A 23,607-nucleotide genomic window follows, 5' to 3' on the forward strand; every position below is an offset into this window, starting at 1 on the left:
CCGATGTGACCGACCAGGACCCGTACCTGATCATCTCCTCCGACTGCCACGCCGGGCTGCCCACCGAGGAGTACCGGCCCTACCTGGACTCCCGCTTCCACCGGGACTTCGCCGACTTCCTCGCCGGGCGCGAGCGGCGCCGTGAGGAGATGACGCGGCTCGGCATCCGCAACGAGACGTTCGCTGCCAAGTGGTTCCAGGACAACGAGGAGGGACTGCGCGGGGGTTGGGAGACCGCACAACGGCTGAAGGAGCTCGACGGCGACGGGGTCGCGGCCGAGGTGGTCTTCCCGGACGCCGACGCCGTGGACAGCCGGACGGCCGCGCCCTTCGGGGTCGGCCTCGGCCTCTCCGGCGACCAGGACCCCGAACTCGGCATGGCCGGCGCGCAGGCGCACAACCGCTGGCTGGCGGACTTCGTGTCGCAGAACCCCGAACGGCACTGCGGGGTCGCCCTGTTGCCGATCACCGCTGATCCGGAACGGGTCGTCGCCGAGGTGCACCGCGCCAAGGAGTCCGGTCTCGGCGCCCTGATGATCCCGTCCATGTGGGTCGACAAGGAGCCGTACCACGACCGCCGTTACGACCCGGTGTGGGCGGCGGCCGCCGAGTGCGCCATGCCGGTGGTGACCCACTCGGGGGCGGCCCCGCGGCACGAGTACGGCGACCACCTCGGAATCTTCGTCTCCGAGGTCACCTGGTGGCCCGCCAGGCCGCTGTGGTTCCTGCTGTGGTCCGGTGTCTTCGAGCGCCACCCCGGCCTCAAGTTCGGTGTGGCGGAGTCGGGTTGCTGGTGGCTGCCGAACCTCCTGTGGTTCATGGACCGTCTCTTCCTGGGCGCGCACGGCGGCAAGAAGCTCTCCCCGTTCCAGGAGGTGAAGCGCCCGCCGCACGAGTACCTGGACCGCCAGGTCTTCATCTGCGCGACCAACACCAAGCGCCGCGAACTCGCCCAGCGTTACGAGATCGGCGTCGACAACATCCTCTGGGGCAGCGACTTCCCGCACCCCGAGGGCACCTGGCCCGACACGCACGCGTGGCTGCGACGCACCTTCCACGACATCCCGGTGGCCGAGACCCGCCGCATGCTGGGCCTGGCGGCCGCGGAGGTCTTCGGCTTCGACGTCGAGAGGCTCACCCCGCTGGCCCACCGCATCGGCCCCACCCCGGCCGACCTCGGCCAGTCGGCCGACCAGGCGGCCGTGGAGGCGTCCTGGGCGCGCTCGCGCGAGGTGGGCAGGCACTGGCTGACCGACCACGACTTTCCGGTACTGGGGGCGGATCGATGAGCACAGAGGATCGCTACACGGTGATATCGGCCGACTGCCACGCGGGCGCCGACCTCCTCGACTACAAGCCGTACCTGGAGAAGCGCTACCACGAGGAGTTCGACGTGTGGGCGGCCACGTACGTCAATCCGCACCAGGACCTGCTCGCCGACACGGCCGACAAGAACTGGAACTCCGAGCGGAGGGTGGCGGAGCTGGAGGAGGACGGCATCGTCGCCGAGGTCCTCTTCCCCAACACCATCCCGCCGTTCTTCCCGTCCAGTTCCCTGATGGCACCCCCCTCGACCGCCGAGGAGGTCGAGCGACGCTGGGCGGGCCTGCGCGCGCACAACCGCTGGCTCGCGGACTTCTGCGCAGCTGCACCCGGCCGCCGCGCGGGCGTCTTCCAGATCCTCCTCAACGACGTGGACGCGGCCGTGAAGGAGATCCGTCGGGCGACGGAGGCGGGCCTCAGGGGCGGCCTGATGCTGCCCGGCACACCACCGGGCTCGGGTCTGCCGGAGCTCTACTCGCAGACGTACGACCCCATTTGGGCCGTCTGCGAGGAGCTGGACGTGCCCGTGAACCACCACGCGGGCTCGGCGTCGCCGCCGCTGGGCGACGAACCGGCGGCCCGCGCGGTCTTCATGGTCGAGACGACCTGGTTCTCGCACCGGGCCCTGTGGCACCTGGTCTTCGGCGGTGCCTTCCGCCGCCACCCGGGCCTCAATCTCGTGCTCACCGAGCAGGGTTCGGGCTGGATCCCCGGGGTGCTCGACATGCTGGACTACTACCACGGCCGGCTCGTCGCGGCCGCCACGAAGCGGTCCACCGCCGAGTCCAAGTTCGGCGCGGGCCTCGCCGCCCACATGGGCAGGCCGCCCTCCGAGGTGTGGCACGACAACTGCTTCGTCGGCGCCAGCTTCATGCGCCCCCACGAGGTGCCGCTGCGCGACCGCATCGGCGTCGACAAGATCATGTGGGGCAGCGACTACCCGCACGACGAAGGCACTTACCCCTACACGCGCGAGGGCCTGCGCTTCGCCTACGCGGGCGTGCCGCGCGACGAACTCGCGGCCATGCTCGGCGGCAACGCGGCCCGCGTCTACGGCTTCGACCTCGACCTGCTGGACCCGATCGCGGCGAAGGTGGGTCCGACGGTGGCGGAACTCGCCGAGCCACTGGCCGAGCCGCCTCAGGACGCGACGAGCCCGGTGTTCGCGAAGGGGGCGAAGGTGCGGGTCTGGTGACGCCGGAGGAGCGTCGGTACGGGCGCGACCACGGCCGGGGTGGCATCCTCCCGATGTGACGGAACCAACGCACAGCGGCGAGGCCCACGGGGGCGCACTGGGTGAGCGCCTGAACTGGCTGCGAGCGGCCGTTCTGGGCGCCAACGACGGCATCGTCTCCACCGCGGGTCTCGTCGTCGGTGTGGCCGGCGCGACGGACGACCGCTCGGCCCTGCTCACCGCCGGACTGGCGGGGCTGCTCGCCGGGTCGATGTCGATGGCCGCGGGGGAGTACGTGTCCGTCTCCACCCAGCGGGACTCGGAGATGGCCGCCCTGGCCCTGGAGCGACGGGAACTGCGCGAGCAGCCGGAGGCCGAACTGGAGGAGCTGACCGAACTGCTCCAGCAGCGCGGGCTGTCGCGCGAGGTGGCCAGGGAAGCGGCGCAGCAGCTGACGGAACGGGACGCGCTCAGGGCACACGCACGCGTGGAGCTCGGCATCGACCCCGACGAACTGACCAACCCCTGGCACGCGGCCTGGGCGAGCTTCCTGGCGTTCACCGTGGGCGCGCTGCTGCCCCTGCTGGCGATCGTGCTGCCGCCCGCGGACTGGCGGTTGTGGGTCACCGTGGTCTCGGTGCTGGCCGCCCTCGTCCTCACCGGATGGTCCAGCGCACGCATGGGCGCGGCGGAACCGGGCCGGGCGGTACTGCGGAACGTGGCGGGCGGGGCGCTGGCCATGGGGGTCACCTATGCGGCGGGGACGCTGCTGGGGGCGGTCGGGATCTGACCGGCCTGCGGTTGCCCGGCCGTACACATTGATCAACCGATCGATGTCACGACCAGCGGATCGGCAGCGGCAGCGCTGTCAGCAACCCCGACACCACGACCACCACTCCGAGGCCGATGACCTCCACCCGCGCGGGGGCGCACGCGCTCAGCGGGTCGGTGGCGCGGCGCAGCCGGATCCGAGCGAACAGGGCGAGCAGGGCGACGGCGCCCACGACGAGCACCTTGGCGAGCAGCGTGCGCCCGTACGCCGTCGTGGTGAGCTGGTCCAGGATCGTGTCCGCCGGCATGCGGCGCAGCGAACTCCACATCCCGGTCGCGGTGACGGCGGCCAGCAGAACGGCGGCCACGCGCGCGTAGAGTCCCAGCAGGGCCGGGCCCGCCTCGGAGGCGCCCCACCGCCGGACGGTTCGCAGGGTGTGCAGCAGACCGCCCGTCCACAGTGCCGCGCAGGTGAGGTGCACCACGGTCAGACCGGACCCGACCAGCGGGTTGTGCTCGGTCGGTGGATGCGCACGCAGGGCTTCCGCCACCACGACCGCGGACAACGGCCAGAACTGGGTGCCCGGGCGACGCGAGAGGGCGCACAGGCCGGCGGCGAGGAAGGCGTTGATCTCGACCAGGGCGAGCTTGCCGTCCCGCGAGGCGTAGAGGCCGCCGATGTCGATCTGGGCGAGGCTGTGCGGCACCAGGTTGCCGGTCGACACGACCGAGGCCAGGCCCAGCGCGGCGACGAAACCGGCGGCGGCCGTGTACGGGGCCCAACTGCGGGGGCCCGCGGGAGCGCCGGGCAGACCACCGGCCAGCCGGGTGACGAACAGTTCCCCCACGGGGACGCAGAGCGCCGCGAACAGCACCGCCCGCAGCAGCGCGATGCCGCCGACGCCGGGTGCGGCGGCCTCCCCGGTGCCGTGCAGTGCGGCGGACGGGCCGAGCAGCGGTATGAGCGCGGCCACGACCACCAGGACGAGGACGGCGACGGCTCGGCCGGCACCGGAGGCCCGTCTGGGCCCGTCGGCTTCGGCTTCCCCGGCCGTGGGTTTTATCAAGGTCACCTCATGATGGTCACCAGCCGTCGCAGAACCGGGCAAGTGGAGTAAGACAACTGGGGTACGGCATTCTGCTCATGCATACGTTTTCGGTCGCCCCGGAACTCAGGCCCACCGCGCAGGACTTGTCCCCCAGGGCACGGGCGGCAGCGCCCAGTCGACGGGCCCGCCCGCGAAGGACACGGGCGGCAGGACGTACCGCAGCCGGCCCAACGCGCTGTCCGTCTCGCCGAGCCAGGCCCCGGGCCCTTCGTACGCCTCTTCCCCCGCGGCACCGGCTTCGATGCCGTGCACGAGCCACTCGGCCGTCCGGGCCAGCGCCAGCCGTACGAACCGGCTGCCTCCCTCGTACGACTGCTCGGTCAGCGCCCGCAGCACCGCGGCCGCCAGCAGATAGCCGGTCCCGTGGTCGAGGGCCTGCGCGGGCAGTGCACCCGGCTGCTCCCCGGAGCCCTCGACGGCGGCGATCCCCGAGGCCACCTGCACCAGGCTGTCGAAGCCCCGCCGCTCGCTCCAGGGGCCGTAAGCACCCCACGCCGACACCTGCGCCACGACCAGCCCGGGCCGCCGTTCCGCCAGCGCCCGCGGCGACAGCCCGAACCGGTCCAGGGCGCCCGGCCGATACCCGGTGACGATCACGTCCGCCGTCGAGAGCAGCTCCTCGAAGGTGCGCCGGTCGGCCCTGAGGTCCAGCGTCGCCGACTGCTTCCCGAAGCCGGTGTCGGTGTGCTGGTCGGGCAGTTCGGGCAGGTGCGGCGGGTCCACGCGCAGTACGTCCGCGCCGAGCAGCGCCAGCGTGCGCGTGGCCACGGGGCCGGCCAGGACCCGGGTCAGGTCCAGGACGCGCAGCCCGGCGGCGGGCAGCAGGGGAGCGCCGTCGAGCGGGGCGAGCACGCGCGGGCGTGCCGAGTCGAGCCGCTCGCGCTCCACGAGCGGCCGTGCGGCCAGCGCGACCGCCTGCTCGTGCGCGGCCCACTCCTTCGGCGTCCGCAGCGCCACGGCGAGCCCCCCGGCCGCGTACACCGCCTTCTCGACCTCGTCCGAGGACCGCTCGGCGAGCGCCGCCTCGACCGCGGCCACGTCGTCCCGCACGCCCAAGGTGTCCAGCAGCCGTGCCCGGTGGTGCGGATAGTTCGCGTGCGTCCGCACCCAGCCGTCGGCCGTCCGCCAGAACCGTGACAACGGCGCGAAACCGACCGGCGCCCGCCCATCGACGAGCAGCTGCCGCTCACTGTGGAACGCCGCGGCAACGGCCCCGTCGTCCACGAGCACGCCGGGCACCTCCGCGAGCCGCCCGCGCCGAGCCCCGAGCTCGGCGGCAGCGAGCGCACACGCCCCGACGCAGCCGCGCGCCAACTCCTGCACGGGAAGCCGCGCTTCGAGTGCACCCCGCCGTGCGACGGCCGAGACCCGCGAGACCAGGGCGGGATCGCCGCCCAGCGCGGACCACGCCGACTTGACTTCATTGATTTCAGTCATGACAACACTATGCAGTATTGATTCAATCAATATTGGATCTGTTTGCCGGAGCACGAGAAAGGGCCGGACGGCAGCGCCGTCCGGCCCCTCACGCGCGCGACCGCTACTTCGTCACCGCGTCCAACGCGTCCGCAATGCCCCAGCCGTAGAAGCCGTTGCGGTTCTTCGACCCCTCGCACACCGCGTCGACCTTGCCGTCGCCGTCGATGTCGTACGGGTCCGTGCACGGCGTGGCGTCGGCCTCGGCGTACAGGAGGGCCTTCACCAGGGCCGGCGAGGCGTGCGGGTGCGTTGACTTGATCAATGCGGCGACGGCCGCGACATGCGGCGAGGCCATCGACGTACCGGCCATGTAGCCCCACTTGCCGCCCGGCAGCGTGCCCAGGATGAGGCCGCTGGTGGCCGGCGGGGCCGGGGTCTGGTAGCGGGTCGAGTCGCCACCCGGCGCGGCGATGTCGATGGTGCCCAGACCGTAGTTGGAGAAGGACGACTTGATGCCCTTCGCCCCGGTCGCCGCGACCGTCACCACACCCGGCAACTGGGTCGGTATGTCAAGGCACTTGGACGGGTCGATCACCCGGTCCGAGGGCGTGCCGTCGTTCGGGGACACCGGGTCCGTGATCGAGTCCGACGCCAGGTCGTAGTTCTCGTTGCCGGCCGCCGCGACGTTGACCGTGCCCTTCTTCTCCGCGAACCGCGAGGCCCGGGTGACGGCGTCGACGAGCGCCTTCTGGTTCGGGTCGTCGGTGCAGTTGAAGTACCACGGGTCGGTGTAATAGCTGTTGTTGGTGACGTCGACGCCGTGCTCGGCCGCCCACACGAAGCCGCAGACCACGGCCTCGGTGTAGAAGTAGCCGGCGGTGGTGGCCACCTTGATGCCGGCGACCTTCACCCCGGGCGCGACGCCCGTCATGCCGACACCGTTCTTCGCGGCGGCGATCTCGCCCGCCACATGCGTGCCGTGCGGGCTCTCGGAGGCGCTCGGCCGCCACGCCCCGTCGGTCGTGTCCGGCTTGCCCGACACACAGTTGACCGAGGCCTTGCGGTCGAAGTTCGGGGCGATGTCGGGGTGCGTGTCGTCGACGCCGGTGTCGATCACGCCGACGGTGACCTTCGGGCTGCCGAGCGACACCTCGTGCGCCTTGTCCGCCTTGATGGCGGCCAGGTCCCACTGCAGAGGCTCCAACGGGTCCTGCCCGTCGGCAGCCTGAACATCCGTCAGCTCGTCGGCGGTGAGCGCCTTGGGCGTGCCCACGTCGGTCGTCGACTGGGCGGGCAGCGGCGCGTTGCGGGTGTTGCCGGCCGACTGAACGCCGCGCACCTTGCGTATCTGCTCGGCGAAGGCGGCGTTCGAGGAGTGGACGACGATCACGCCGATCTCGTCGTACGACGTCACGATCGTGCCGCCGGCCTCGGCTATCGCCTTCTTCACGTGCGCCGAAGTGCCGTGCCCGGGGCGGACGTTGACGACATAGCTGAGCGAGGTCGCGTCGGCCGCGGCGGTGGCCGTCGGTGCGGTCTCGGTCGCCGCGGCCGTGGCGTTCGGCAGGAACGCGAGGGCCGACGCCATCGCCATCCCGAGCGGGATCACGAGCGCACGGCGGTAGCGCGGTTGAGGCGCTGTCATGGGTGAGTCTCTCCAGTTCGTTCGCGGTGCGAGGGATACGTGCGGACCGTGCGGGAGGTCGGGGGACGGCACGGTCGTCGCCGCCGCGCCGCCCCCAGGTGTTCCTCGGCCTACTTCACCGCGCGCAGCGCGTTGACGACGCCGAAACCGTAGAAACCGTTGACTCGCTTGCCGCCCACGCAGGTGGCGTCCACGACCCCGTCGCCGTCCCCGTCGTACGGGTCGCTCGGGCAGCCGGGGTTGTCCGCCTCGGCCTTCAGCAGCGCCTGCAGCTGGTCCGGGGTCGCCCACGGGTGGGTCGACTTCAGCAGCGCGGCGACGGCGGCCACGTGCGGCGAGGCCATCGACGTGCCCTGCAGGAAGCCGTACTGGTTGTTGGGCATCGTGGAGAGGATGCGGCCGTTCTTCGACGGCGTGTCCGGGATCTGGTACTTGTCGCCACCCGGCCCCGCGACGTCGACCACGCCCTTGCCGTAGCTGGAGTAGTACGACTTCGCGCCCTTGACACCCGTGGCGCTCACGGTGACGACACCGGGCAGCTGGGTCGGCACGTCGAAGCACTCGTGCGGGTCGACCGTCCGGGTCACCGGGGTCCCGTCGTCGGGGCTGGAGTCGTCTACGAGGGCGTCCGAGTCGAGGTCGTCGTTGGAGTTGCCCGCCGAGGCGACATTGAGCGTGCCCTTGCGCTGGGCGTACAGCTGGGCCCTGTTGACCGCGTCGACGATGGCACGTTGATCGGGGTCGTCCATGCAGTTGTACAGCCACGGATCAACGTAGTAGCTGTTGTTGGTCACTTCGACGCCGTGGTCGGCGGCGAACACGAAGGCGCACACGACGCTCTCCGGGAAGAACAGTGAGTTCGCGTCCGGCTGCGCCACGGTGATGCTCGCGACCTTCACGCCGGGCGCGACACCGGCGACGCCGATGCCGTTGCGGGCCGCGGCTATCTCGCCCGCCACGTGCGTGCCGTGGTAGTGGTCGGCGTCCACCGGCCGCCAGGAGCCGTACGTGGTGTCCGCCTTGCCGCTCACGCAGTTCGCGGACTGCGCGGCGGAGAAGTTCGGCGCGATGTCGGGGTGGGTGTCGTCGACGCCGGTGTCGATCACGGCGACGGTCACCTTCTTGCTGCCCGGGTCGATCTGCGCGGCCTTGTCGGCGCCGATCGCCCTCAGGTCCCACTGGTCGGCCTCGAGAGGCTCCTCGCCGGCCGCCGAGCTCTTCTCGACCTTCGCGGCCTCGGCCTTGGAGAGGTACTGCACCGCGCCCTCGTCCGTCGTCCCCGCCGCGGTCACCGGCGAGGTCCGCGAGGCACCCGCAGACTGCACGCCGCGCACCTTGCGTATCTGCTCGGCGAAGGAGGGGTTCGCGGAGTGGACGACTATCACGCCGATCTTGTCGTACGACACCACGACGGAACCGCCGGCCGCATTGATCGCCGTCTTGACCGACTTGAGCGTGTGCGGGTCGGTCTTGGTGTTGACGAGGTAAGCGAAGGTGTCCGCATCGGCCGTCTGGGTGACGGACTCCGCGCGCGGGGCGGCCTGCGCGGCCGCCGGCAGGAAGCCGAGCGAGGCGGTCAGGGACAGCACGAGCGGTACGGCGAGGGCGAGCCTACGTCTGGAGCGCAGATGAGCCATGGGTTCTCCACATCATCCGGAAACGAGAACCGCCCGAGGCGGCGGTGGTGCTCGGGCAGGTACATGACGGGTGGTGCAGGCCGAAGCTATCTCCCGTAGTCGCTGGTCAGCAATGAGTTGCCCAAGGAGAGTTCGGAAATCGGTCAAGGGAGTTGAACCCGCCCTCGCGTGGCGCCGTGACCTTGAACAGGGAGCACGAGGACACTCGCCCCCGATCCCCGTAAAAACCCGCATCCGCAACGCGAGGAGACTCCGTGGCCACCGAGACACCGCCCCCCTCGAAATCCCCAACCCAACTCCCTTCCACCGAGGAGTTCGTCGCGGAGCAGGAGAGTGCGGAGTTCGGTGAACTGCGCCGCTCCCACCGCTCCTTCGCCTTTCCGCTCACGGTCGGCTTCATCGCCTGGTACCTGCTGTACGTCCTGCTGTCGAACTACGCGGACGACTTCATGGGCACCAAGGTGTTCGGCAACATCAACGTCGCGCTCATCCTGGGCCTCGCCCAGTTCCTGACCACCTTCCTCATCGCCTGGTGGTACTCGCGGTACTCCGCCGCCAAGCTCGACCCCAAGGCCGAAGCGATCAAGTCCCGGATGGAGGGCGGCGCATGAGCCCCGCGATCACCCTTGCGGCCGGTGAGGCCAGCGAGCACCGGCCGCTGATCATCACCCTGTTCGCGGTGTTCGTCGCCGCGACCCTCGTCATCACCGTCTGGGCGGGCCGCCAGACCAAGGACGCCGCCGACTTCTACGCCGGCGGGCGGCAGTTCACCGCCTTCCAGAACGGCCTCGCCGTCTCCGGCGACTACATGTCCGCCGCGTCCTTCCTGGGCATCGCGGGCGCCATCGCCCTCTTCGGCTACGACGGCTTCCTGTACTCCATCGGCTTCCTGGTCGCCTGGCTGGTGGCTCTCCTCCTGGTCGCCGAGCCGCTGCGCAACTCGGGCCGCTACACGATGGGTGACGTCCTCGCGTACCGCATGCGCCAGCGCCCGGTCCGTACAGCGGCCGGCACGTCCACCATCGTCGTCTCGATCTTCTACCTGCTGGCCCAGATGGCGGGCGCCGGCGTCCTGGTCTCGCTGCTGCTCGGCATCACCAGCGACGGCGGCAAGATCGGCATCGTCGCCCTGGTCGGCGTACTGATGATCGTGTACGTCACCATCGGCGGCATGAAGGGCACCACCTGGGTCCAGATGGTCAAGGCCGTCCTGCTGATCGCCGGCGCCCTGCTGCTGACCTTCCTGGTCCTGCTGAAGTTCAACTTCAACATCTCCGACCTGCTCGGCTCGGCCGCCGACAACAGCGCCAAGGGTTCGGCCTTCCTGGAGCCCGGCCTGAAGTACGGCGCCACCGGCACCACCAAGCTGGACTTCATCTCCCTGGGCATCGCGCTGGTCCTGGGCACCGCGGGCCTGCCGCACATCCTGATCCGCTTCTACACCGTGCCCACGTCCAAGGCCGCCCGTAAGTCCGTGAACTGGGCGATCGGCCTCATCGGCGCCTTCTACCTGATGACGCTCGCGCTGGGCTTCGGCGCCGCGGCGCTCATCAAGCCGGACGAGATCATCGCCTCCAACAAGGCGGGCAACACGGCCGCACCGCTCCTGGCACTGCATCTGGGCGGCGTCGACTCCAACTGGGGCGCCATCCTCCTCGCCTCCATCTCGGCGGTTGCCTTCGCCACGATCCTCGCGGTCGTCGCCGGCCTGACCCTGGCCTCGTCCTCGTCGTTCGCCCACGACATCTACGCGAACGTCATCAAGAGGGGCAAGGCCTCCGAGAAGGAGGAGCTGCGCGCGGCCCGCTGGGCCACGGTCGGCATCGGCGCCGTCTCCATCGTGCTCGGCGCCCTGGCCCGCGACCTGAACGTGGCAGGCCTGGTCGCCCTCGCCTTCGCGGTCGCCGCCTCCGCCAACCTGCCGACCATCCTCTACAGCCTCTTCTGGAAGCGGTTCACCACCTCCGGAGCCCTGTGGTCGATCTACGGCGGCCTGGTCACCGCGGTCGGCCTGGTGCTGTTCTCGCCGGTGGTCTCCGGCAAGGAGACGTCGATGTTCCCGGACGTCGACTTCCACTGGTTCCCGCTGGAGAACCCGGGCATCATCTCCATCCCGGTCGGCTTCCTGCTGGGCATCGTCGGCACCTACCTGTCGAAGGAGGAGCCCGACAAGGGCAAGTACGCGGAGCTGGAGGTCCGGTCCCTGACCGGCACCGGCGCCCACTGACAACCGCAGGAGAACGTCCCCTGAGCGGCCGCGTCGTAGGTCCCTACGACGCGGCCGCGTCCTACCTCGTGGGATCGGGCCGCTGTCGTTGTCAGTCGCGTCACGTAGGCTCGCAGGTGACGGAAAATGATTGATCCGCTCTGATCCGCACTGATCAGTTACGAGGGAGGGGGCCCACGTGCTCATCGACACCTACGGCCGAGTGGCCACCGACCTGCGCGTCTCGCTGACCGACCGATGCAACCTGAGGTGTACGTACTGCATGCCCGAGGAGGGCCTGCAGTGGCTGGCCAAGCCGGACCTGCTCACGGACGACGAGATCGTCCGCCTGATCGACATCGCCGTCACCTCCCTGGGCATCGAGGAGGTCCGCTTCACCGGCGGTGAACCCCTGCTGCGCCCGGGCCTGGTCGGCATCGTGGAGCGAGTCGCGGCCCTCCGCCCGCGCCCCCAGATGTCGTTGACGACGAACGGCATAGGCCTCAGGCGCACGGCGACGGCACTGAAGGCGGCGGGCCTGGACCGGGTGAACGTCTCCCTCGACACCCTCCGCCCGGACGTCTTCAAGACCCTGACCCGACGCGACCGGCACAAGGACGTCATCGCGGGCCTGGAGGCCGCCCGCGACGCGGACCTGAACCCGGTCAAGGTCAACTCCGTCCTGATGCCGGGGCTCAACGAGGACGAGGCCCCGGACCTCCTCGCCTGGGCGATGGAGCACGACTACGAGCTGCGTTTCATCGAGCAGATGCCCCTGGACGCCCAGCACGGCTGGAAGCGCGAGGGCATGGTGACGGCGGGCGACATCCTGGCCTCCCTCCGCACCCGCTTCGAGCTCACCCCCGAGGGTTCCGAGGAGCGCGGTTCGGCTCCCGCCGAGCGCTGGATCGTGGACGGCGGCCCGCACCGCGTCGGCGTCATCGCCTCCGTCACCCGCCCCTTCTGCGCGGCCTGCGACCGCACCCGCCTCACGGCAGACGGCCAGATACGCACCTGCCTGTTCGCACAGGAGGAGACGGACCTGCGCGCAGCCCTTCGCTCCGACGCCCCCGACGAGGAGATCGCCCGCATCTGGCGTCTGGCGATGTGGGGCAAGAAGGCCGGCGCGGGCCTGGACGACCCGTCCTTCGTCCAGCCGGACAGGCCGATGTCGGCGATCGGCGGCTAGGAGGCCCCGGGCGCGCTAGGAGTTCTCGGGAGCTTCCCAGTCCTCGAACTTCACGACGTCCTTCAGGAAACCCCGCACCCCGAGGAACTGCGACAGATGCTCCCGGTGCTCCTCGCACGCGAGCCACGTCTTGCGCCGCTCCGGCGTGTGGATCTTCGGATTGTTCCACGCGAGCACCCAGACGGCGTCGGTGCGGCAGCCCTTGGCGGAGCAGATAGGCGTTTCGTCACTCACGAATTTCGTCTCACACGTACGGCAAACAAGGCGACGCCGAGCAGCCACGGGGGGAGCTGCCCGGCGTCGGTCTGTCGCTCCGACGGGGGATGCGGAGCGCCTACGAAGTATGTCACGGGTAACCCGTCGCCCGGCACCGGAACAACATGATTGATCTGAGCTTTTCTTGAGCTTGATGCAGGGCCGACTTCCGTCCGCGGCCCTCCTGTGGTGATCACGGCCGGTCGTGCGGCTCGCTTCGGACGCCCTGGGCGGGCTCGGCCGCGACATCTTCCGGGACCGGTTCCGCGAAACCGTCATTTGTTCGAGGAGCCGCAATCATCGGACGCGTCGGAACGCCCACGAACGTCGACGGAAGCGACGGCGCGTTCTCCCGCCCCGCGTTCGCGATCACGACCGCGATGTAGGGGAGGACCAGGCCGAGCACCAATGCCACGATCGCGACGTGCCGTTCGACGTTCCAGAGCGTGGCCGCGAGGATCACCGACACCGTACGGATCGACATCGAGATGACGTACCGGCGCTGCCGGCCGCGCACGTCCTCGTCCAGGCTCGTCCGGGCTCCGGTGATCCGGAACACCTGGCCCTTGCCGCCGCCATGCTGCTTCCGCATCACATTCCACCATCCGCCCGCATCGGACTCTCCCCGTCCCCGTGCCCGGTCCGCCCCCGGTCGAGGAGCGTGGCCCGGACAGCTTCAACGTTACGCCGCGCCTGCGCCGCCTACGAGACCGGGTCACCTCCCGCCTGGCCGGGCGGCCTCAGCCGGGGCACGTACGGGCGAACCCGACATGCGCCGTATGGCATACGGACCAACACTGGGCGTAATGCTCACGTAGAGCCGTACGAGGAGGCAGCCATGGGCTGGTTGTGGGCGATCATCGTGGGATTCGTGCTGGGCCTGATCGCCAAGGCGGTCATCCCCGGCAAGCAGCACAGCCCCCTCTGGCTGACGACCATCTGCGGCATGCTCGGCGCGATCGCCGGCAACGCCATCGCCCGCGGGTTCGGCGTGGAGTCGACCTCAGGCATCGACTGGAGCCGCCACGCCTTCCAGCTCGTGGCCGCCGTCGTCATCGTCTTCCTGGTCGACATGGCGTACATGGCGACGCTCGGCAAGAAGAAGCACGCGGCTTAGGGCAGATGCGGCGAAGGGGCGGACGTCCCCGGACGGGAAGCCGCCCCTTCGGTGTGCTCAGGCGGACGTGACCTCGACCGCCGCCAGGTTCTTCTTGCCCCTGCGCAGTACCAGCCAGCGGCCGTGCAGCAGGTCCTCCTTGGCGGCAACGGCGTCCTCGGAGGCGACCTTCACGTTGTTCACGTAGGCCCCGCCCTCCTTGACCGTCCGCCGCGCAGCGGACTTGCTGGCCACCAGGCCGACCTCGGCGAACAGGTCCACGACCGGTCCGAGCTCGGCGACCTGGATGTGCGGCACCTCGGACAGCGCCGCCGCCAGCGTCGCGTCGTCCAGCTCGGCCAGCTCACCCTGCCCGAAGAGGGCGCGGGACGCGGCGATCACCGCGGCCGTCTGGTCGGCGCCGTGCACCAGCGTCGTCAGCTCCTCGGCCAGCGCGCGCTGCGCGGCCCGGGCCTGCGGACGCTCCACGGTCTGCTTCTCCAGCTCCTCGATCTCCTCGCGGGACTTGAAGCTGAAGATCCGCAGGAACTTGGAGACGTCCCGGTCGTCCGCGTTCAGCCAGAACTGGTAGAAGGCGTACGGCGTGGTCATCTCGGGGTCGAGCCAGACCGTGCCGGACTCCGTCTTGCCGAACTTGGTGCCGTCGGCCTTGGTGATCAGCGGAGTGCCCAGCGCGTGCACCACGGCGTCGGGCTCGACCTTGTGGATCAGATCGGTGCCCGAGGTGAGGTTGCCCCACTGGTCGCTGCCGCCGGTCTGCAGCGTGCAGCCGTAGCGGCGGTACAGCTCCAGGAAGTCCATGCCCTGCAGGATCTGGTAGCTGAACTCGGTGTAGCTGATGCCCTCCTGGGACTCCAGCCGCCGGGCCACGGCCTCCTTCGCGATCATCTTGTTCACGCGGAAGTGCTTGCCGACGTCCCGCAGGAACTCGACCGCCGACAGGCCCTGGGTCCAGTCCAGGTTGTTGACCATGACCGCGGCGTTCGGCCCCTCGAAGTCCAGCAGCGGGGCGATCTGCGCGCGCAGCCGCTCGACCCACTGGGCGACGATCTCGGGGGCGTTGAGCGTGCGCTCGGAGTTGGGCTTCGGGTCACCGATCAGGCCGGTGGCACCCCCGACCAGGCCCAGCGGGCGGTTGCCCGCGTCCTGGATCCGGCGCATCGTCAGGATCTGCACGAGGTTGCCGAGGTGCAGGCTGGGCGCGGTCGGGTCGAAGCCGCAATAGAACGTGACGGGACCGTCCGCGAACGCCTTGCGCAATGCGTCCTCGTCAGTGGAGAGGGCGATCAGCCCGCGCCACTTCAGTTCGTCGACGATGTCCGTCACGGTTCTCGTATCTCCTTGATGATCTTCGAGCAGTCGAGCGACTACCGGCTACGAGGTTATACGCCCTGACTGACAGAGCTCATATTGAAGTCGGGCACCCGCAGCGCGGGCATCGCAGCCCTAGTGAACCAGTCGCTCCATTCCCGCGGCAGCGTCTTTTCCGTGCGTCCGGCCTCGGTGGCCCGCCCGAGCAGGTCGACCGGCGACTCGTTGAACCGGAAGTTGTTCACCTCGCCGGCCACCTCGCCGTTCTCGACGAGGTAGACGCCGTCCCTGGTCAGACCGGTGAGCAGCAGCGTGGCCGGGTCGACCTCGCGGATGTACCAGAGACAGGTCAGCAGCAGCCCGCGCTCGGTGTTCGCGACCATCTCGTCCAGGGAGCGGTCGTCGCCGCCGGTCAGGATGAGGTTGTCGATCGCGGGAGCCACCGGCAGCCCGGTCAGTCCCGCGCTGTGCCGGCTGGTGGTCAGGTGCTGGAGCTCGCCCCCGCGCACCCACTCGGTGGCCGTGAGCGGCAGGCCGTTGTCGAACACCGACTGGTCGCCGCCGGAGGAGTGCGCGATCACGAAGGGCGCCGACTCCAGGCCCGGCTCGTTCGGGTCGCTGCGCAGCGTCAGGGGCAGCTCGGTGAGCTTGTCGCCCACGCGCGTGCCGCCGCCCGGCTTCGAGAACACCGTGCGCCCCTCGACCGCATCCCGGCCCGAGGCCGACCACAGCTGGTAGATCAGCAGGTCGGAAACGGCGGTCGGCGGCAGCAGCGTCTCGTACCGTCCGGCCGGCAGCTCGATCCGCCGCTCCGCCCAGCCGAGGCGTACGGCGAGCTCCGCGTCCAGCGCCGCCGGATCGACGTCCTTGAAGTCCCGCGTCGACCGCCCGGCCCACGCCGAGCGCGTACGGTCCGGCGACTTGGCGTTGAGTTCCAGCGTCCCGTTGGGCTGGTCGTGCCGCAGGCGCAGTCCCGTCGACGTACCCATATAGCTCGACACCAGCTCGTGGTTGGCGAAGCCGTACAGCTCGCGGCCGCCCGCACGCGCGCGTGCGAAGGCCTCGCCGAGCGCGGGCGCGAAGTCGGCGAACACCGCGGAGGTGGTCTCGGCCGGGGCGTCCGTGAAGTCCGGCGACTGCGCGACGCCCGTGACCAGCGGCTGCGCGTCCTCGGCGGGCCCCGCGCCGCGCGCCGCGGCCTCGGCCGTCCGCACCAGCGGCTCCAGCTCGTCCACCGTCACGGCCGAACGCGAGACGACACCGGAGGCCGTGCCCTCCTTGCCGTCGACGGTCGCGACGACGGTGAGGGTACGCCCGCGCGTCACGCCGTTCGTGGTGAGCGCGTTGCCCGCCCAGCGCAGGTTGGCGGTCGAGTGCTCGTCGGCGATGACGACGCAGCCGTCGGCGGTGGACAGCTCCAGCGCGCGCTCGACGATCTCGTGCGGCTTGTTGCTGCGGGCGCTCATCGACCGGCCTCCTGCGTGGTGTTGAGGATGTTGACGCCCTTGAAGAGCGCGGAGGGGCAGCCGTGCGAGACGGCGGCGACCTGGCCCGGCTGGGCCTTGCCGCAGTTGAAGGCGCCGCCCAGGACGTACGTCTGCGGGCCACCGACGGCCGCCATCGAACCCCAGAAGTCGGTCGTCGTCGCCTGGTACGCGACGTCCCGCAGCTGCCCCGTGATCCGCCCGTTCTCGATCTTGAAGAACCGCTGGCCGGTGAACTGGAAGTTGTAGCGCTGCATGTCGATGGACCAGGAGCGGTCGCCGACGACGTAGATCCCGCGGTCGACCCCGCCGATCAGATCCTCGGTCGCCATTCCGGCCGGGTCCGGCTGCAGCGACACATTGGCCATGCGCTGCACCGGCACATGCCCGGGGGAGTCCGCGAAGGCGCACCCGTTGGAGCGCTCGAAGCCGGTCAGCTTCGCGATGCGCCGGTCCAGCTGGTAGCCGACCAGGGTGCCGTCCTTCACCAGGTCCCAGGACTGGCCCTCGACGCCCTCGTCGTCGTAGCCGATGGTGGCGAGGCCGTGCTCGGCCGTGCGGTCACCGGTGACGTTCATCAGCTCGGAGCCGTACCTGAGCTTGCCGAGCTGGTCGAAGGTGGCGAAGGAGGTGCCGGCGTAGGCGGCCTCGTAGCCGAGCGCGCGGTCCAGCTCGGTGGCGTGGCCGATGGACTCGTGAATGGTCAGCCACAGGTTGGAGGGGTCCACGACGAGGTCGTACAGGCCCGCCTGGACGCTCGGCGCCCGCATCTTCTCGGCGAGCAGCTCGGGGATCTGCTCGAGCTCGCTCTCCCAGTCCCAGCCGGTCCCGGTGAGGTACTCCCAGCCGCGTCCGACGGGCGGCGCGATGGTCCGCATCGAGTCGAACTCGCCGCTGGAATCGTCGACCGACACCGCCGTGAGCTGCGGATGCAGCCGGACGCGCTGCTGCGTGGTCACGGTCCCGGCCGTGTCGGCGTAGAACTTGTTCTCGTGGACGGTGAGCAGGGAGGCGTCGACATGGTTGACGCCGTTCGCCGCGAGCAGCTGCGCGCTCCAGTCCGCCAGCAGTGCCGACTTCTCCTCGTCGGGCACGGAGAACGGATCGATCTCGTACGACGAGATCCACGTCCGGTCCGCGTGCACGGGCTCGTCGGCGAGCTCCACGCGCTCGTCCGACCCGGCGGCCTTGATCACCTGGGCGGACAGCTTCGCCATCGCGACGGCCTGGGAGGCGACCTTGGCGGCCGCGTCGAGGGTCAGGTCGACACCGGAAGCGAAGCCCCATGTGCCGCCGTGCACGACCCGCACCGCGTACCCGAGATCGGTGGTGTCCGACGAACCGGCAGGCTTGGCGTCCCGGAACCGCCAGGACGCACTGCGGACCCGTTCCAACCGGAAGTCCGCGTGCTCGGCGCCCAGCGCACGCGCGCGTGCCAGCGCGGCGTCGGCGAGGGCGCGTAGGGGAAGTGCCCTGAAGGCTTCGTCGATGGTATGAGGCACCTGCGTCTCTTCCTGTTGGCATGACAGTGACCGGCGGTTGCTCCGATCATGTCGCGGCGAGCGGGTGGCGGACCACACGTTTCCGAGCCCGGTCGGCAACTTTCTGTAGGGATCCGACAGCGAGTCCCGTAAGCCACTGTCGGTGCCCGATTGTCCGCCGGAGCGCCGGGACCGATAGGTTTTCGAGGAAGCCGCCTGTCATCCAGGTGTTCGGGCGGGGGAACCAGACCGCTATCGAAAGGGTGATCCGTTGAGCCGCTCGGTTCTCGTCACCGGAGGCAACCGGGGCATCGGCCTCGCCATCGCCCGCGCATTCGCCGACGCCGGCGACAAGGTCGCCATCACTTACCGCTCGGGGGAGCCGCCGGCCGGCTTCCTGGCCGTCAAGTGCGACATCACCGACACCGAGCAGGTGGAGCAGGCCTACAAGGAGATCGAGGCCGAGCACGGCCCCGTCGAGGTCCTGATCGCCAACGCCGGCATCACCAAGGACCAGCTCCTGATGCGTATGTCCGAGGAGGACTTCACGTCCGTCCTCGACACCAACCTCACCGGCACCTTCCGCGTGGTCAAGCGCGCCAACCGCGGCATGCTGCGCGCCAAGAAGGGCCGCGTCGTCCTCATCTCCTCGGTCGTCGGCCTCTACGGCGGTCCCGGCCAGGCCAACTACGCCGCCTCCAAGGCCGCCCTGGTCGGCTTCGCGCGCTCCCTCGCCCGTGAGCTGGGCTCGCGCAACATCACCTTCAACGTCGTCGCGCCCGGCTTCGTCGACACCGACATGACCAAGGTGCTCACCGACGAGCAGCGCGCCAACATCGTGTCCGCGGTGCCGCTCGGTCGTTACGCGCAGCCCGAGGAGGTGGCCGCGACGGTGCGGTTCCTCGCCTCCGACGACGCCTCGTACATCACTGGAGCCGTCATCCCCGTTGACGGCGGACTGGGAATGGGTCACTGATCACCATGAGTGGAATCCTCGAGGGCAAGCGCGTCCTGATCACCGGTGTGCTGATGGAGTCCTCCATCGCCTTCCACGCCGCCAAGCTGGCCCAGGAGCAGGGCGCCGAGATCATCCTGACCGCGTTCCCGCGGCCCACGCTGACCGAGCGCATCGCCAGGAAGCTCCCGAAGCCCACCAAGGTCATCGAGCTCGACGTCACCAACGACGAGCACCTGGGCCGGCTGGCCGACCTGGTCGGCGAGGAGCTCGGCGGCCTCGACGGCGTCGTGCACTCCATCGGCTTCGCGCCGCAGGACGCGCTCGGCGGCAACTTCCTGAACACGCCGTTCGAGTCCGTGGCCACCGCCATGCACGTCTCGGCGTACTCCCTGAAGTCGCTGACCATGGCCTGCCTGCCGCTGATGCAGAACGGCGGCTCGGTCGTCGGCCTCACCTTCGACGCGTCCTTCGCGTGGCCGCAGTACGACTGGATGGGCCCGGCCAAGGCCGCCCTGGAGGCCACCAGCCGCTACCTCGCCCGTGACCTGGGCAAGCAGAACATCCGCTGCAACCTGGTCTCCGCGGGCCCGATCGGCTCCATGGCCGCCAAGTCCATCCCGGGCTTCAGCGAGCTGGCCTCCGTGTGGGACAACCGCTCCCCGCTGGAGTGGGACCTCAAGGACCCGGAGCCGGCCGGCAAGGGCATCGTCGCGCTGCTGAGCGACTGGTTCCCGAAGACCACGGGCGAGATCGTCCACGTGGACGGCGGTCTGCACGCCATCGGCGCGTGATCACCGCCCCTGGGGTCTGACCGACGATCGAGGGCGCGCGTCCTGCCGGGCGCGCGCCCTCGGCGTGTCCCCCGTTCGGCCTATCCGGCCGGGCGGAGCCGGGTCACAACTGCGCACCCTGGATCACGGGTTCACCCGATTCCCTCCCCAGCACGGCCGAGGAGGTCCCCTTGTGCGCCTGTTCCGCAGCCTGGCCTCAGCGACCGTCGCCGTCGCTCTCGTGCTGTCCCTGCCGTGCGAGGCGATGCCCCACGCGCGCGTGCACGCCCGTAAACCGCCCTCCCCGCAGCCCTTCGGCGCCGAGTGCCGCACCAGGGTCACCGGGTCCCATGTGACCGCGTACTGCCACAACCCCTATGTACAGACCGATCACGTCAGCCTGCACGTCGAGTGCAGCCGCTGGTGGGACATCGACACCGACGGCACCCCGGTCGACGTCGGGCCGGCGTTGACCGTACGGCTCACCGGACGGTGCTGGAAGGAAGTCCGCTCGGTGTGGATCAATCACCAGAAGCGGTGAACCGGCCGGGACGGCACAGGAACGGATAGCTGGCCGCCGCCGCGCCGGCCGCCTCCGCGTCGCCCGCGCGGATCGCGTCGACCAGGCTCGTGTGCTCCATGTACGTCTCCGGCGTCAGCTCCCCGCCGACGTCCTCGCGCAGCCAGTCCCGCAGCACCTCGCCCAGGTCGGCGTACATCGCCGTCATCACGTCGTTGCGGGACGCGGACACCACCGCCAGGTGGAAGGTCGCGTCCGCCGTCACGAACGCCTCCGTGTCGCCCGACTCCCACGCCTCCTCGCGCCGTACCAGCAGCGCGTCGAGCTGCTTGAGGTCCTTCTCCGTGCGCCGCGCGGCGGCCAGCCTGGCGGCGGCCGACTCCAGCGTGGAGCGCAGCTCCGCGATGTGCCGTGGATCCGCGTCGGCGAAGCGGCGGTGCATCACGCCCGCCAGCTCACTGGTCGCCACGACGTACGTGCCCGAGCCCTGACGGATGTCCAGCAGGCCGTTGTGCGCGAGCGCGCGGACGGCCTCACGCACCGTGTTGCGGGCGACGCCGAGCTGCTCGACCAGCTCCGGTTCCGTGGGGATGCGCGAGCCGACCGGCCACTCGCCCGAGGTGATCTGATGCCGAAGCGCGGCGATGACCTGCTCGGACAGGGCCGAACGACGCGGATGACTCAGGGGCATGGCACACCTTCGCACGAGACGGGCGGGAGCGGCCGACCCGGGGATGGACAACCAATCATCCCATGATTCTATGATGGGCGACATGGCAAGTGAGGAAACCCGGACGACGACGTCCCAGCCCGTGCGCAGCTCGGCCGCGGACGAACCCCGACGACCCGCCACGCGCGCGTGGACGATGCGACTGCTGGTCGTCGGCATCGTGCTGTCGGCCCTGAACCTCCGCCCCGCCATCACCAGCCTGGGTGCGCTCCTCGAAGAGGTCCGCGACGGGCTCGGCATGAGCGGCAGCGTGGCCGGACTGCTCACCTCAGTGCCCCCGCTCTGCTTCGCCCTCTTCGGCGTCACGGCCCCGCGCCTGGCCCGCCGCTTCGGCCCGGGCGCGGTCGTCTGCGCGGGCATGGTCGCCATCACCGCGGGCCTGCTCATACGGCCGTACACCGGAAGCACGGCCGGCTTCCTGGCCGCCAGCGCGCTCGCCCTCATGGGCATCGCCGTCAGCAACGTCCTGATGCCGGTCATCGTGAAGCGCTGGTTCCCGGACCGGGTCGGCTCCATGACCGGCCTCTACTCGATGGCACTCGCCCTGGGCACCGCGGCCGCGGCGGCGGTGACGGTGCCCATGGCCGATGTCCTGGGCGGCAGTTGGCAGTCGGGGCTCGCGGTGTGGGCGGGGCTCGCGGCGGGGGCCGTACTGCCCTGGATCCCGTTCGTACGGCAACGGGATGCCGGGCCCGCCGAGGAGTCGGCCGCACGGCGGGAGCACGCGCGCGTGGAGGCGCCCGCGCTGCGGATCACCCGGAGCCGTACCGCCTGGGCGCTCGCCGTCTTCTTCGGGCTCCAGGCGACCGCCGCCTACATCACCATGGGCTGGATGGCGCAGATCTTCCGGGACGCGGGCGTGCCCGCGAGCACCGCGGGGCTGCTGCTCGCCGTCACCATGGTGATGGGTGTGCCGCTGGCCTTCGTCATCCCGCGGGTGGCCGCCAGGCTGCCGCACCAGGGGCCGATCGTGATCGCGCTCGGCGCCTGCGGCCTCGCCGGTTACGCCGGTCTGTACCTCGCACCGGCCGCCGGAGCCTGGGCCTGGGCGCTGCTGCTCGGCGTCGCCAACTGCGCCTTCCCACTGGCCCTCACGATGGTCGGCATGCGGGCCAGGACCGGCGCGGGCGTCGCCCAGCTGTCGGCCTTCGCGCAGAGCACCGGCTATCTGATCTCCATCCCCGGCCCGCTCCTGGTGGGCGTGCTCTACCAGCACAGCGGGGGCTGGGGCCTGCCCATCGCGCTCATGGCCGCGCTGATGGTCCCGCAGATGGTCGTCGGCGTGCTGGCGGGCCGCAACCGCACGGTGGAGGAGGAGGCGGCCCGCTGACCCCGGCCGAACCCGCATGCGCGCGGGGTGCGAGACTTGCCGTATGCCAGTGCTCGATCCGAACCCCCAGAACGGCCAGAAGAAGATGCTGCTCGTCTTCGGCTCGTTCTTCGCCATCTTCGTGATCATCGCCGTCATCGCGACGATCGCCTCGCCGTGACACCCGAGCGCGCCGCGTCCTGACGCCCGACGACCGGGCCGATGGTGGGGCTAGCCCCACCATCCCCTAGGGGGTGAGTGTCAGGGTCAACTGGGTGGATCTCCGGATGGGTTGAGAGACCCGGTTTCCGTACCTTCGAAGTGTGGCCGCGAGCGGCGGACCACCGACCACTCGAAGTCCAGCGGAGGCACCCATGTCGGCCCCTACGCACACCCGGCCCCACCCGGCGACCACGGGCGGCGTCGACATCCGGCTGCCCTGGTGGGCCCTCGCCCTTCCGACGCTCGCCTTCATCGTGCTCCTTGCACTGATGCTGAACCCGTCGGACGCGCAGGCGGCGGCGGGCGACCCGGCGATCACCCACCTCTTCGAGCGCGCACACCAGCTCATGGCCCGCTGAGCACCGGTTCGGACGCCAGTCAACTCCCTGCGCCCCATGGCCTGTTTCATGCGAAGCTGGGTCACATGAGCGTCGCAGAACCCCGCAGGATCGTCCTCTTCCGGCATGCGAAAGCCGACTGGCCACAGGTGACCGACCACGAGCGCCCCCTCGCCGAGCGGGGCCGTACGGACGCCGCAGTCGCCGGACGCAGGCTGGCCGACACCGGTATCCCCTTCGATCTGGCCCTCTGCTCCACCGCGATCCGTACCCGCGAGACGTGGAAGCTGGCCGTCCACGAGTTCCCGCACCGGCCGAAAACCGTCTACGAGGAGCGGATCTACGAGGCCTCGCCCGGCGAGCTGATCGCGCTGCTCAACGAGACACCCGACGACGCGCAGAACGTCATCCTGATCGGCCACAACCCGGGTGTGCAGGGCCTCGCCGACATCCTGGCCGGCGCCGCCGAGGGCGACGCCCGCGAGCGGATGAGCCGCCGCGGCTTCCCGGCCGCCGCCTTCGCCGTGCTGTCCTTCGACGGCCCCTGGAAGACGCTGGAGCCGGGCGTGGCCACGCTCCTCGACTACTGGGCGCCGACCGAGTAACCCGACACGACGAGCGAGGGCCCGGCACCACCCC

24 protein-coding genes are annotated in these 23,607 nt (G+C 70.4%); 14 read left to right on the plus strand and 10 right to left on the minus strand.

The window, feature by feature from the left end; translation table 11 throughout:
* Window positions 1-5 precede the first annotated feature (5 nt).
* The 3 genes from ABZ880_RS37320 to ABZ880_RS37330 are packed head-to-tail and all read left to right on the plus strand — an operon-like array spanning window position 6 to window position 3,287.
* Window positions 6-1,289, plus strand: a complete 1,284-nt coding sequence (locus ABZ880_RS37320; RefSeq protein WP_361272560.1) for an amidohydrolase family protein — start codon at window positions 6-8, stop codon at window positions 1,287-1,289.
* The gene (locus ABZ880_RS37325) at window positions 1,286-2,518 is read left to right on the plus strand and encodes an amidohydrolase family protein (RefSeq protein ID WP_361272563.1); all 1,233 of its coding nucleotides are present in this window, start codon (window positions 1,286-1,288) and stop codon (window positions 2,516-2,518) included. Before ABZ880_RS37320 ends, ABZ880_RS37325 begins: the two co-directional genes overlap by 4 nt.
* A 55-nt stretch (window positions 2,519-2,573) precedes the next feature.
* On the plus strand, window positions 2,574-3,287 hold the full coding sequence (locus ABZ880_RS37330) for a VIT family protein (protein ID WP_361272566.1): 714 nt from the start codon (window positions 2,574-2,576) through the stop codon (window positions 3,285-3,287).
* Window positions 3,288-3,333: 46 nt separating this feature from the next.
* Here the strand turns inward: ABZ880_RS37330 and ABZ880_RS37335 are convergent, their stop codons facing one another.
* From ABZ880_RS37335 to ABZ880_RS37350, 4 genes are all read right to left on the minus strand, one after another.
* Complete coding sequence (locus ABZ880_RS37335) at window positions 3,334-4,341, minus strand: CopD family protein (protein ID WP_361272568.1); 1,008 nt, start codon at window positions 4,339-4,341, stop codon at window positions 3,334-3,336.
* A 99-nt stretch (window positions 4,342-4,440) separates the two neighbouring features.
* On the minus strand, window positions 4,441-5,814 hold the full coding sequence (locus ABZ880_RS37340) for a CoA transferase (protein ID WP_361272571.1): 1,374 nt from the start codon (window positions 5,812-5,814) through the stop codon (window positions 4,441-4,443).
* A gap of 103 nt (window positions 5,815-5,917) precedes the next feature.
* The gene (locus ABZ880_RS37345; RefSeq protein WP_361272573.1) at window positions 5,918-7,441 is read right to left on the minus strand and encodes a S8 family serine peptidase; all 1,524 of its coding nucleotides are present in this window, start codon (window positions 7,439-7,441) and stop codon (window positions 5,918-5,920) included.
* Between the two features lie 110 nt (window positions 7,442-7,551).
* Entirely contained in the window at window positions 7,552-9,078 is a 1,527-nt protein-coding gene (locus tag ABZ880_RS37350; protein WP_361272576.1) for a S8 family serine peptidase, read from the minus strand.
* A gap of 254 nt (window positions 9,079-9,332) precedes the next feature.
* Here ABZ880_RS37350 and ABZ880_RS37355 point away from each other — a divergent pair, with 254 nt between their 5' ends.
* The 3 genes from ABZ880_RS37355 (at window position 9,333) to moaA (ending at window position 12,473) form a co-directional block, all read left to right on the plus strand.
* On the plus strand, window positions 9,333-9,689 hold the full coding sequence (locus ABZ880_RS37355) for a DUF485 domain-containing protein (RefSeq protein WP_361272579.1): 357 nt from the start codon (window positions 9,333-9,335) through the stop codon (window positions 9,687-9,689).
* Complete coding sequence (locus tag ABZ880_RS37360) at window positions 9,686-11,305, plus strand: cation acetate symporter (protein WP_361272582.1); 1,620 nt, start codon at window positions 9,686-9,688, stop codon at window positions 11,303-11,305. The genes ABZ880_RS37355 and ABZ880_RS37360 overlap by 4 nt, the downstream gene beginning before the upstream one ends.
* A 178-nt stretch (window positions 11,306-11,483) precedes the next feature.
* Window positions 11,484-12,473, plus strand: a complete 990-nt coding sequence (gene moaA, locus ABZ880_RS37365; RefSeq protein ID WP_361272584.1) for a GTP 3',8-cyclase MoaA — start codon at window positions 11,484-11,486, stop codon at window positions 12,471-12,473.
* Window positions 12,474-12,488: 15 nt separating this feature from the next.
* On the opposite strand, the gene ABZ880_RS37370 is transcribed toward moaA, so the two are convergent.
* Together ABZ880_RS37370 and ABZ880_RS37375 are read right to left on the minus strand one after the other, a co-directional pair.
* Window positions 12,489-12,707 carry a hypothetical protein gene (locus tag ABZ880_RS37370; RefSeq protein ID WP_361272587.1) on the minus strand — a complete coding sequence of 73 codons (219 nt, stop codon included), beginning with the start codon at window positions 12,705-12,707 and terminating at the stop codon, window positions 12,489-12,491.
* A gap of 214 nt (window positions 12,708-12,921) precedes the next feature.
* A complete protein-coding gene (locus ABZ880_RS37375; RefSeq protein WP_361272590.1) occupies window positions 12,922-13,320 on the minus strand; it encodes a DUF3099 domain-containing protein in 399 nt (132 codons plus the stop codon).
* A gap of 246 nt (window positions 13,321-13,566) precedes the next feature.
* Here ABZ880_RS37375 and ABZ880_RS37380 point away from each other — a divergent pair, with 246 nt between their 5' ends.
* Window positions 13,567-13,845: a GlsB/YeaQ/YmgE family stress response membrane protein gene (locus ABZ880_RS37380; protein ID WP_361272592.1), complete on the plus strand. Its 279-nt coding sequence runs from the start codon at window positions 13,567-13,569 to the stop codon at window positions 13,843-13,845.
* A gap of 57 nt (window positions 13,846-13,902) precedes the next feature.
* Here the strand turns inward: ABZ880_RS37380 and tyrS are convergent, their stop codons facing one another.
* Genes tyrS through ABZ880_RS37395 form a run of 3 tightly spaced genes read right to left on the minus strand, consistent with a single transcriptional unit; the run spans window position 13,903 to window position 18,142 of the window.
* Window positions 13,903-15,171: a tyrosine--tRNA ligase gene (gene tyrS / locus ABZ880_RS37385; RefSeq protein WP_361272594.1), complete on the minus strand. Its 1,269-nt coding sequence runs from the start codon at window positions 15,169-15,171 to the stop codon at window positions 13,903-13,905.
* Between the two features lie 56 nt (window positions 15,172-15,227).
* Window positions 15,228-16,622 (minus strand): metallopeptidase TldD-related protein, encoded by a 1,395-nt coding sequence (locus tag ABZ880_RS37390; protein WP_361272596.1) that lies wholly within the window; start codon window positions 16,620-16,622, stop codon window positions 15,228-15,230.
* Window positions 16,619-18,142 (minus strand): TldD/PmbA family protein, encoded by a 1,524-nt coding sequence (locus tag ABZ880_RS37395; protein WP_361272599.1) that lies wholly within the window; start codon window positions 18,140-18,142, stop codon window positions 16,619-16,621. Before ABZ880_RS37395 ends, ABZ880_RS37390 begins: the two co-directional genes overlap by 4 nt.
* Before the next feature lie 250 nt (window positions 18,143-18,392).
* On the opposite strand from ABZ880_RS37395, the gene fabG reads away from it, so the two are divergent.
* The 3 genes from fabG to ABZ880_RS37410 all read left to right on the plus strand — a co-directional run bounded on the left by fabG (window position 18,393) and on the right by ABZ880_RS37410 (window position 20,390).
* The gene (gene fabG, locus ABZ880_RS37400; protein ID WP_361272601.1) at window positions 18,393-19,097 is read left to right on the plus strand and encodes a 3-oxoacyl-[acyl-carrier-protein] reductase; all 705 of its coding nucleotides are present in this window, start codon (window positions 18,393-18,395) and stop codon (window positions 19,095-19,097) included.
* 5 nt (window positions 19,098-19,102) lie between these two features.
* On the plus strand, window positions 19,103-19,870 hold the full coding sequence (fabI, locus tag ABZ880_RS37405) for an enoyl-ACP reductase FabI (protein WP_361272603.1): 768 nt from the start codon (window positions 19,103-19,105) through the stop codon (window positions 19,868-19,870).
* Window positions 19,871-20,042: 172 nt separating this feature from the next.
* Window positions 20,043-20,390, plus strand: coding sequence for a hypothetical protein (locus tag ABZ880_RS37410; protein WP_361272606.1), 348 nt, complete (start codon window positions 20,043-20,045; stop codon window positions 20,388-20,390).
* Here the strand turns inward: ABZ880_RS37410 and ABZ880_RS37415 are convergent.
* Window positions 20,371-21,060, minus strand: a complete 690-nt coding sequence (locus ABZ880_RS37415) for a FadR/GntR family transcriptional regulator (RefSeq protein WP_361272609.1) — start codon at window positions 21,058-21,060, stop codon at window positions 20,371-20,373. The two genes, ABZ880_RS37410 and ABZ880_RS37415, sit on opposite strands and share 20 nt — an antisense overlap.
* Window positions 21,061-21,130: 70 nt before the next feature.
* Here ABZ880_RS37415 and ABZ880_RS37420 point away from each other — a divergent pair, with 70 nt between their 5' ends.
* From ABZ880_RS37420 to ABZ880_RS37435, 4 genes are all read left to right on the plus strand, one after another.
* Window positions 21,131-22,429 (plus strand): CynX/NimT family MFS transporter, encoded by a 1,299-nt coding sequence (locus ABZ880_RS37420; protein WP_361272612.1) that lies wholly within the window; start codon window positions 21,131-21,133, stop codon window positions 22,427-22,429.
* 43 nt (window positions 22,430-22,472) lie between these two features.
* Window positions 22,473-22,589, plus strand: coding sequence for an SGM_5486 family transporter-associated protein (locus ABZ880_RS37425; RefSeq protein ID WP_105974872.1), 117 nt, complete (start codon window positions 22,473-22,475; stop codon window positions 22,587-22,589).
* Window positions 22,590-22,782: 193 nt separating this feature from the next.
* Window positions 22,783-22,989 carry a hypothetical protein gene (locus tag ABZ880_RS37430; RefSeq protein WP_361272615.1) on the plus strand — a complete coding sequence of 69 codons (207 nt, stop codon included), beginning with the start codon at window positions 22,783-22,785 and terminating at the stop codon, window positions 22,987-22,989.
* 65 nt (window positions 22,990-23,054) lie between these two features.
* Window positions 23,055-23,573, plus strand: coding sequence for a histidine phosphatase family protein (locus ABZ880_RS37435; RefSeq protein WP_361272618.1), 519 nt, complete (start codon window positions 23,055-23,057; stop codon window positions 23,571-23,573).
* The last annotated feature ends 34 nt before the right edge of the window (window positions 23,574-23,607 follow it).

The sequence above is a fragment of the Streptomyces sp. NPDC047043 genome (genome assembly GCF_040644055.1).
Taxonomy (GTDB): domain Bacteria; phylum Actinomycetota; class Actinomycetes; order Streptomycetales; family Streptomycetaceae; genus Streptomyces.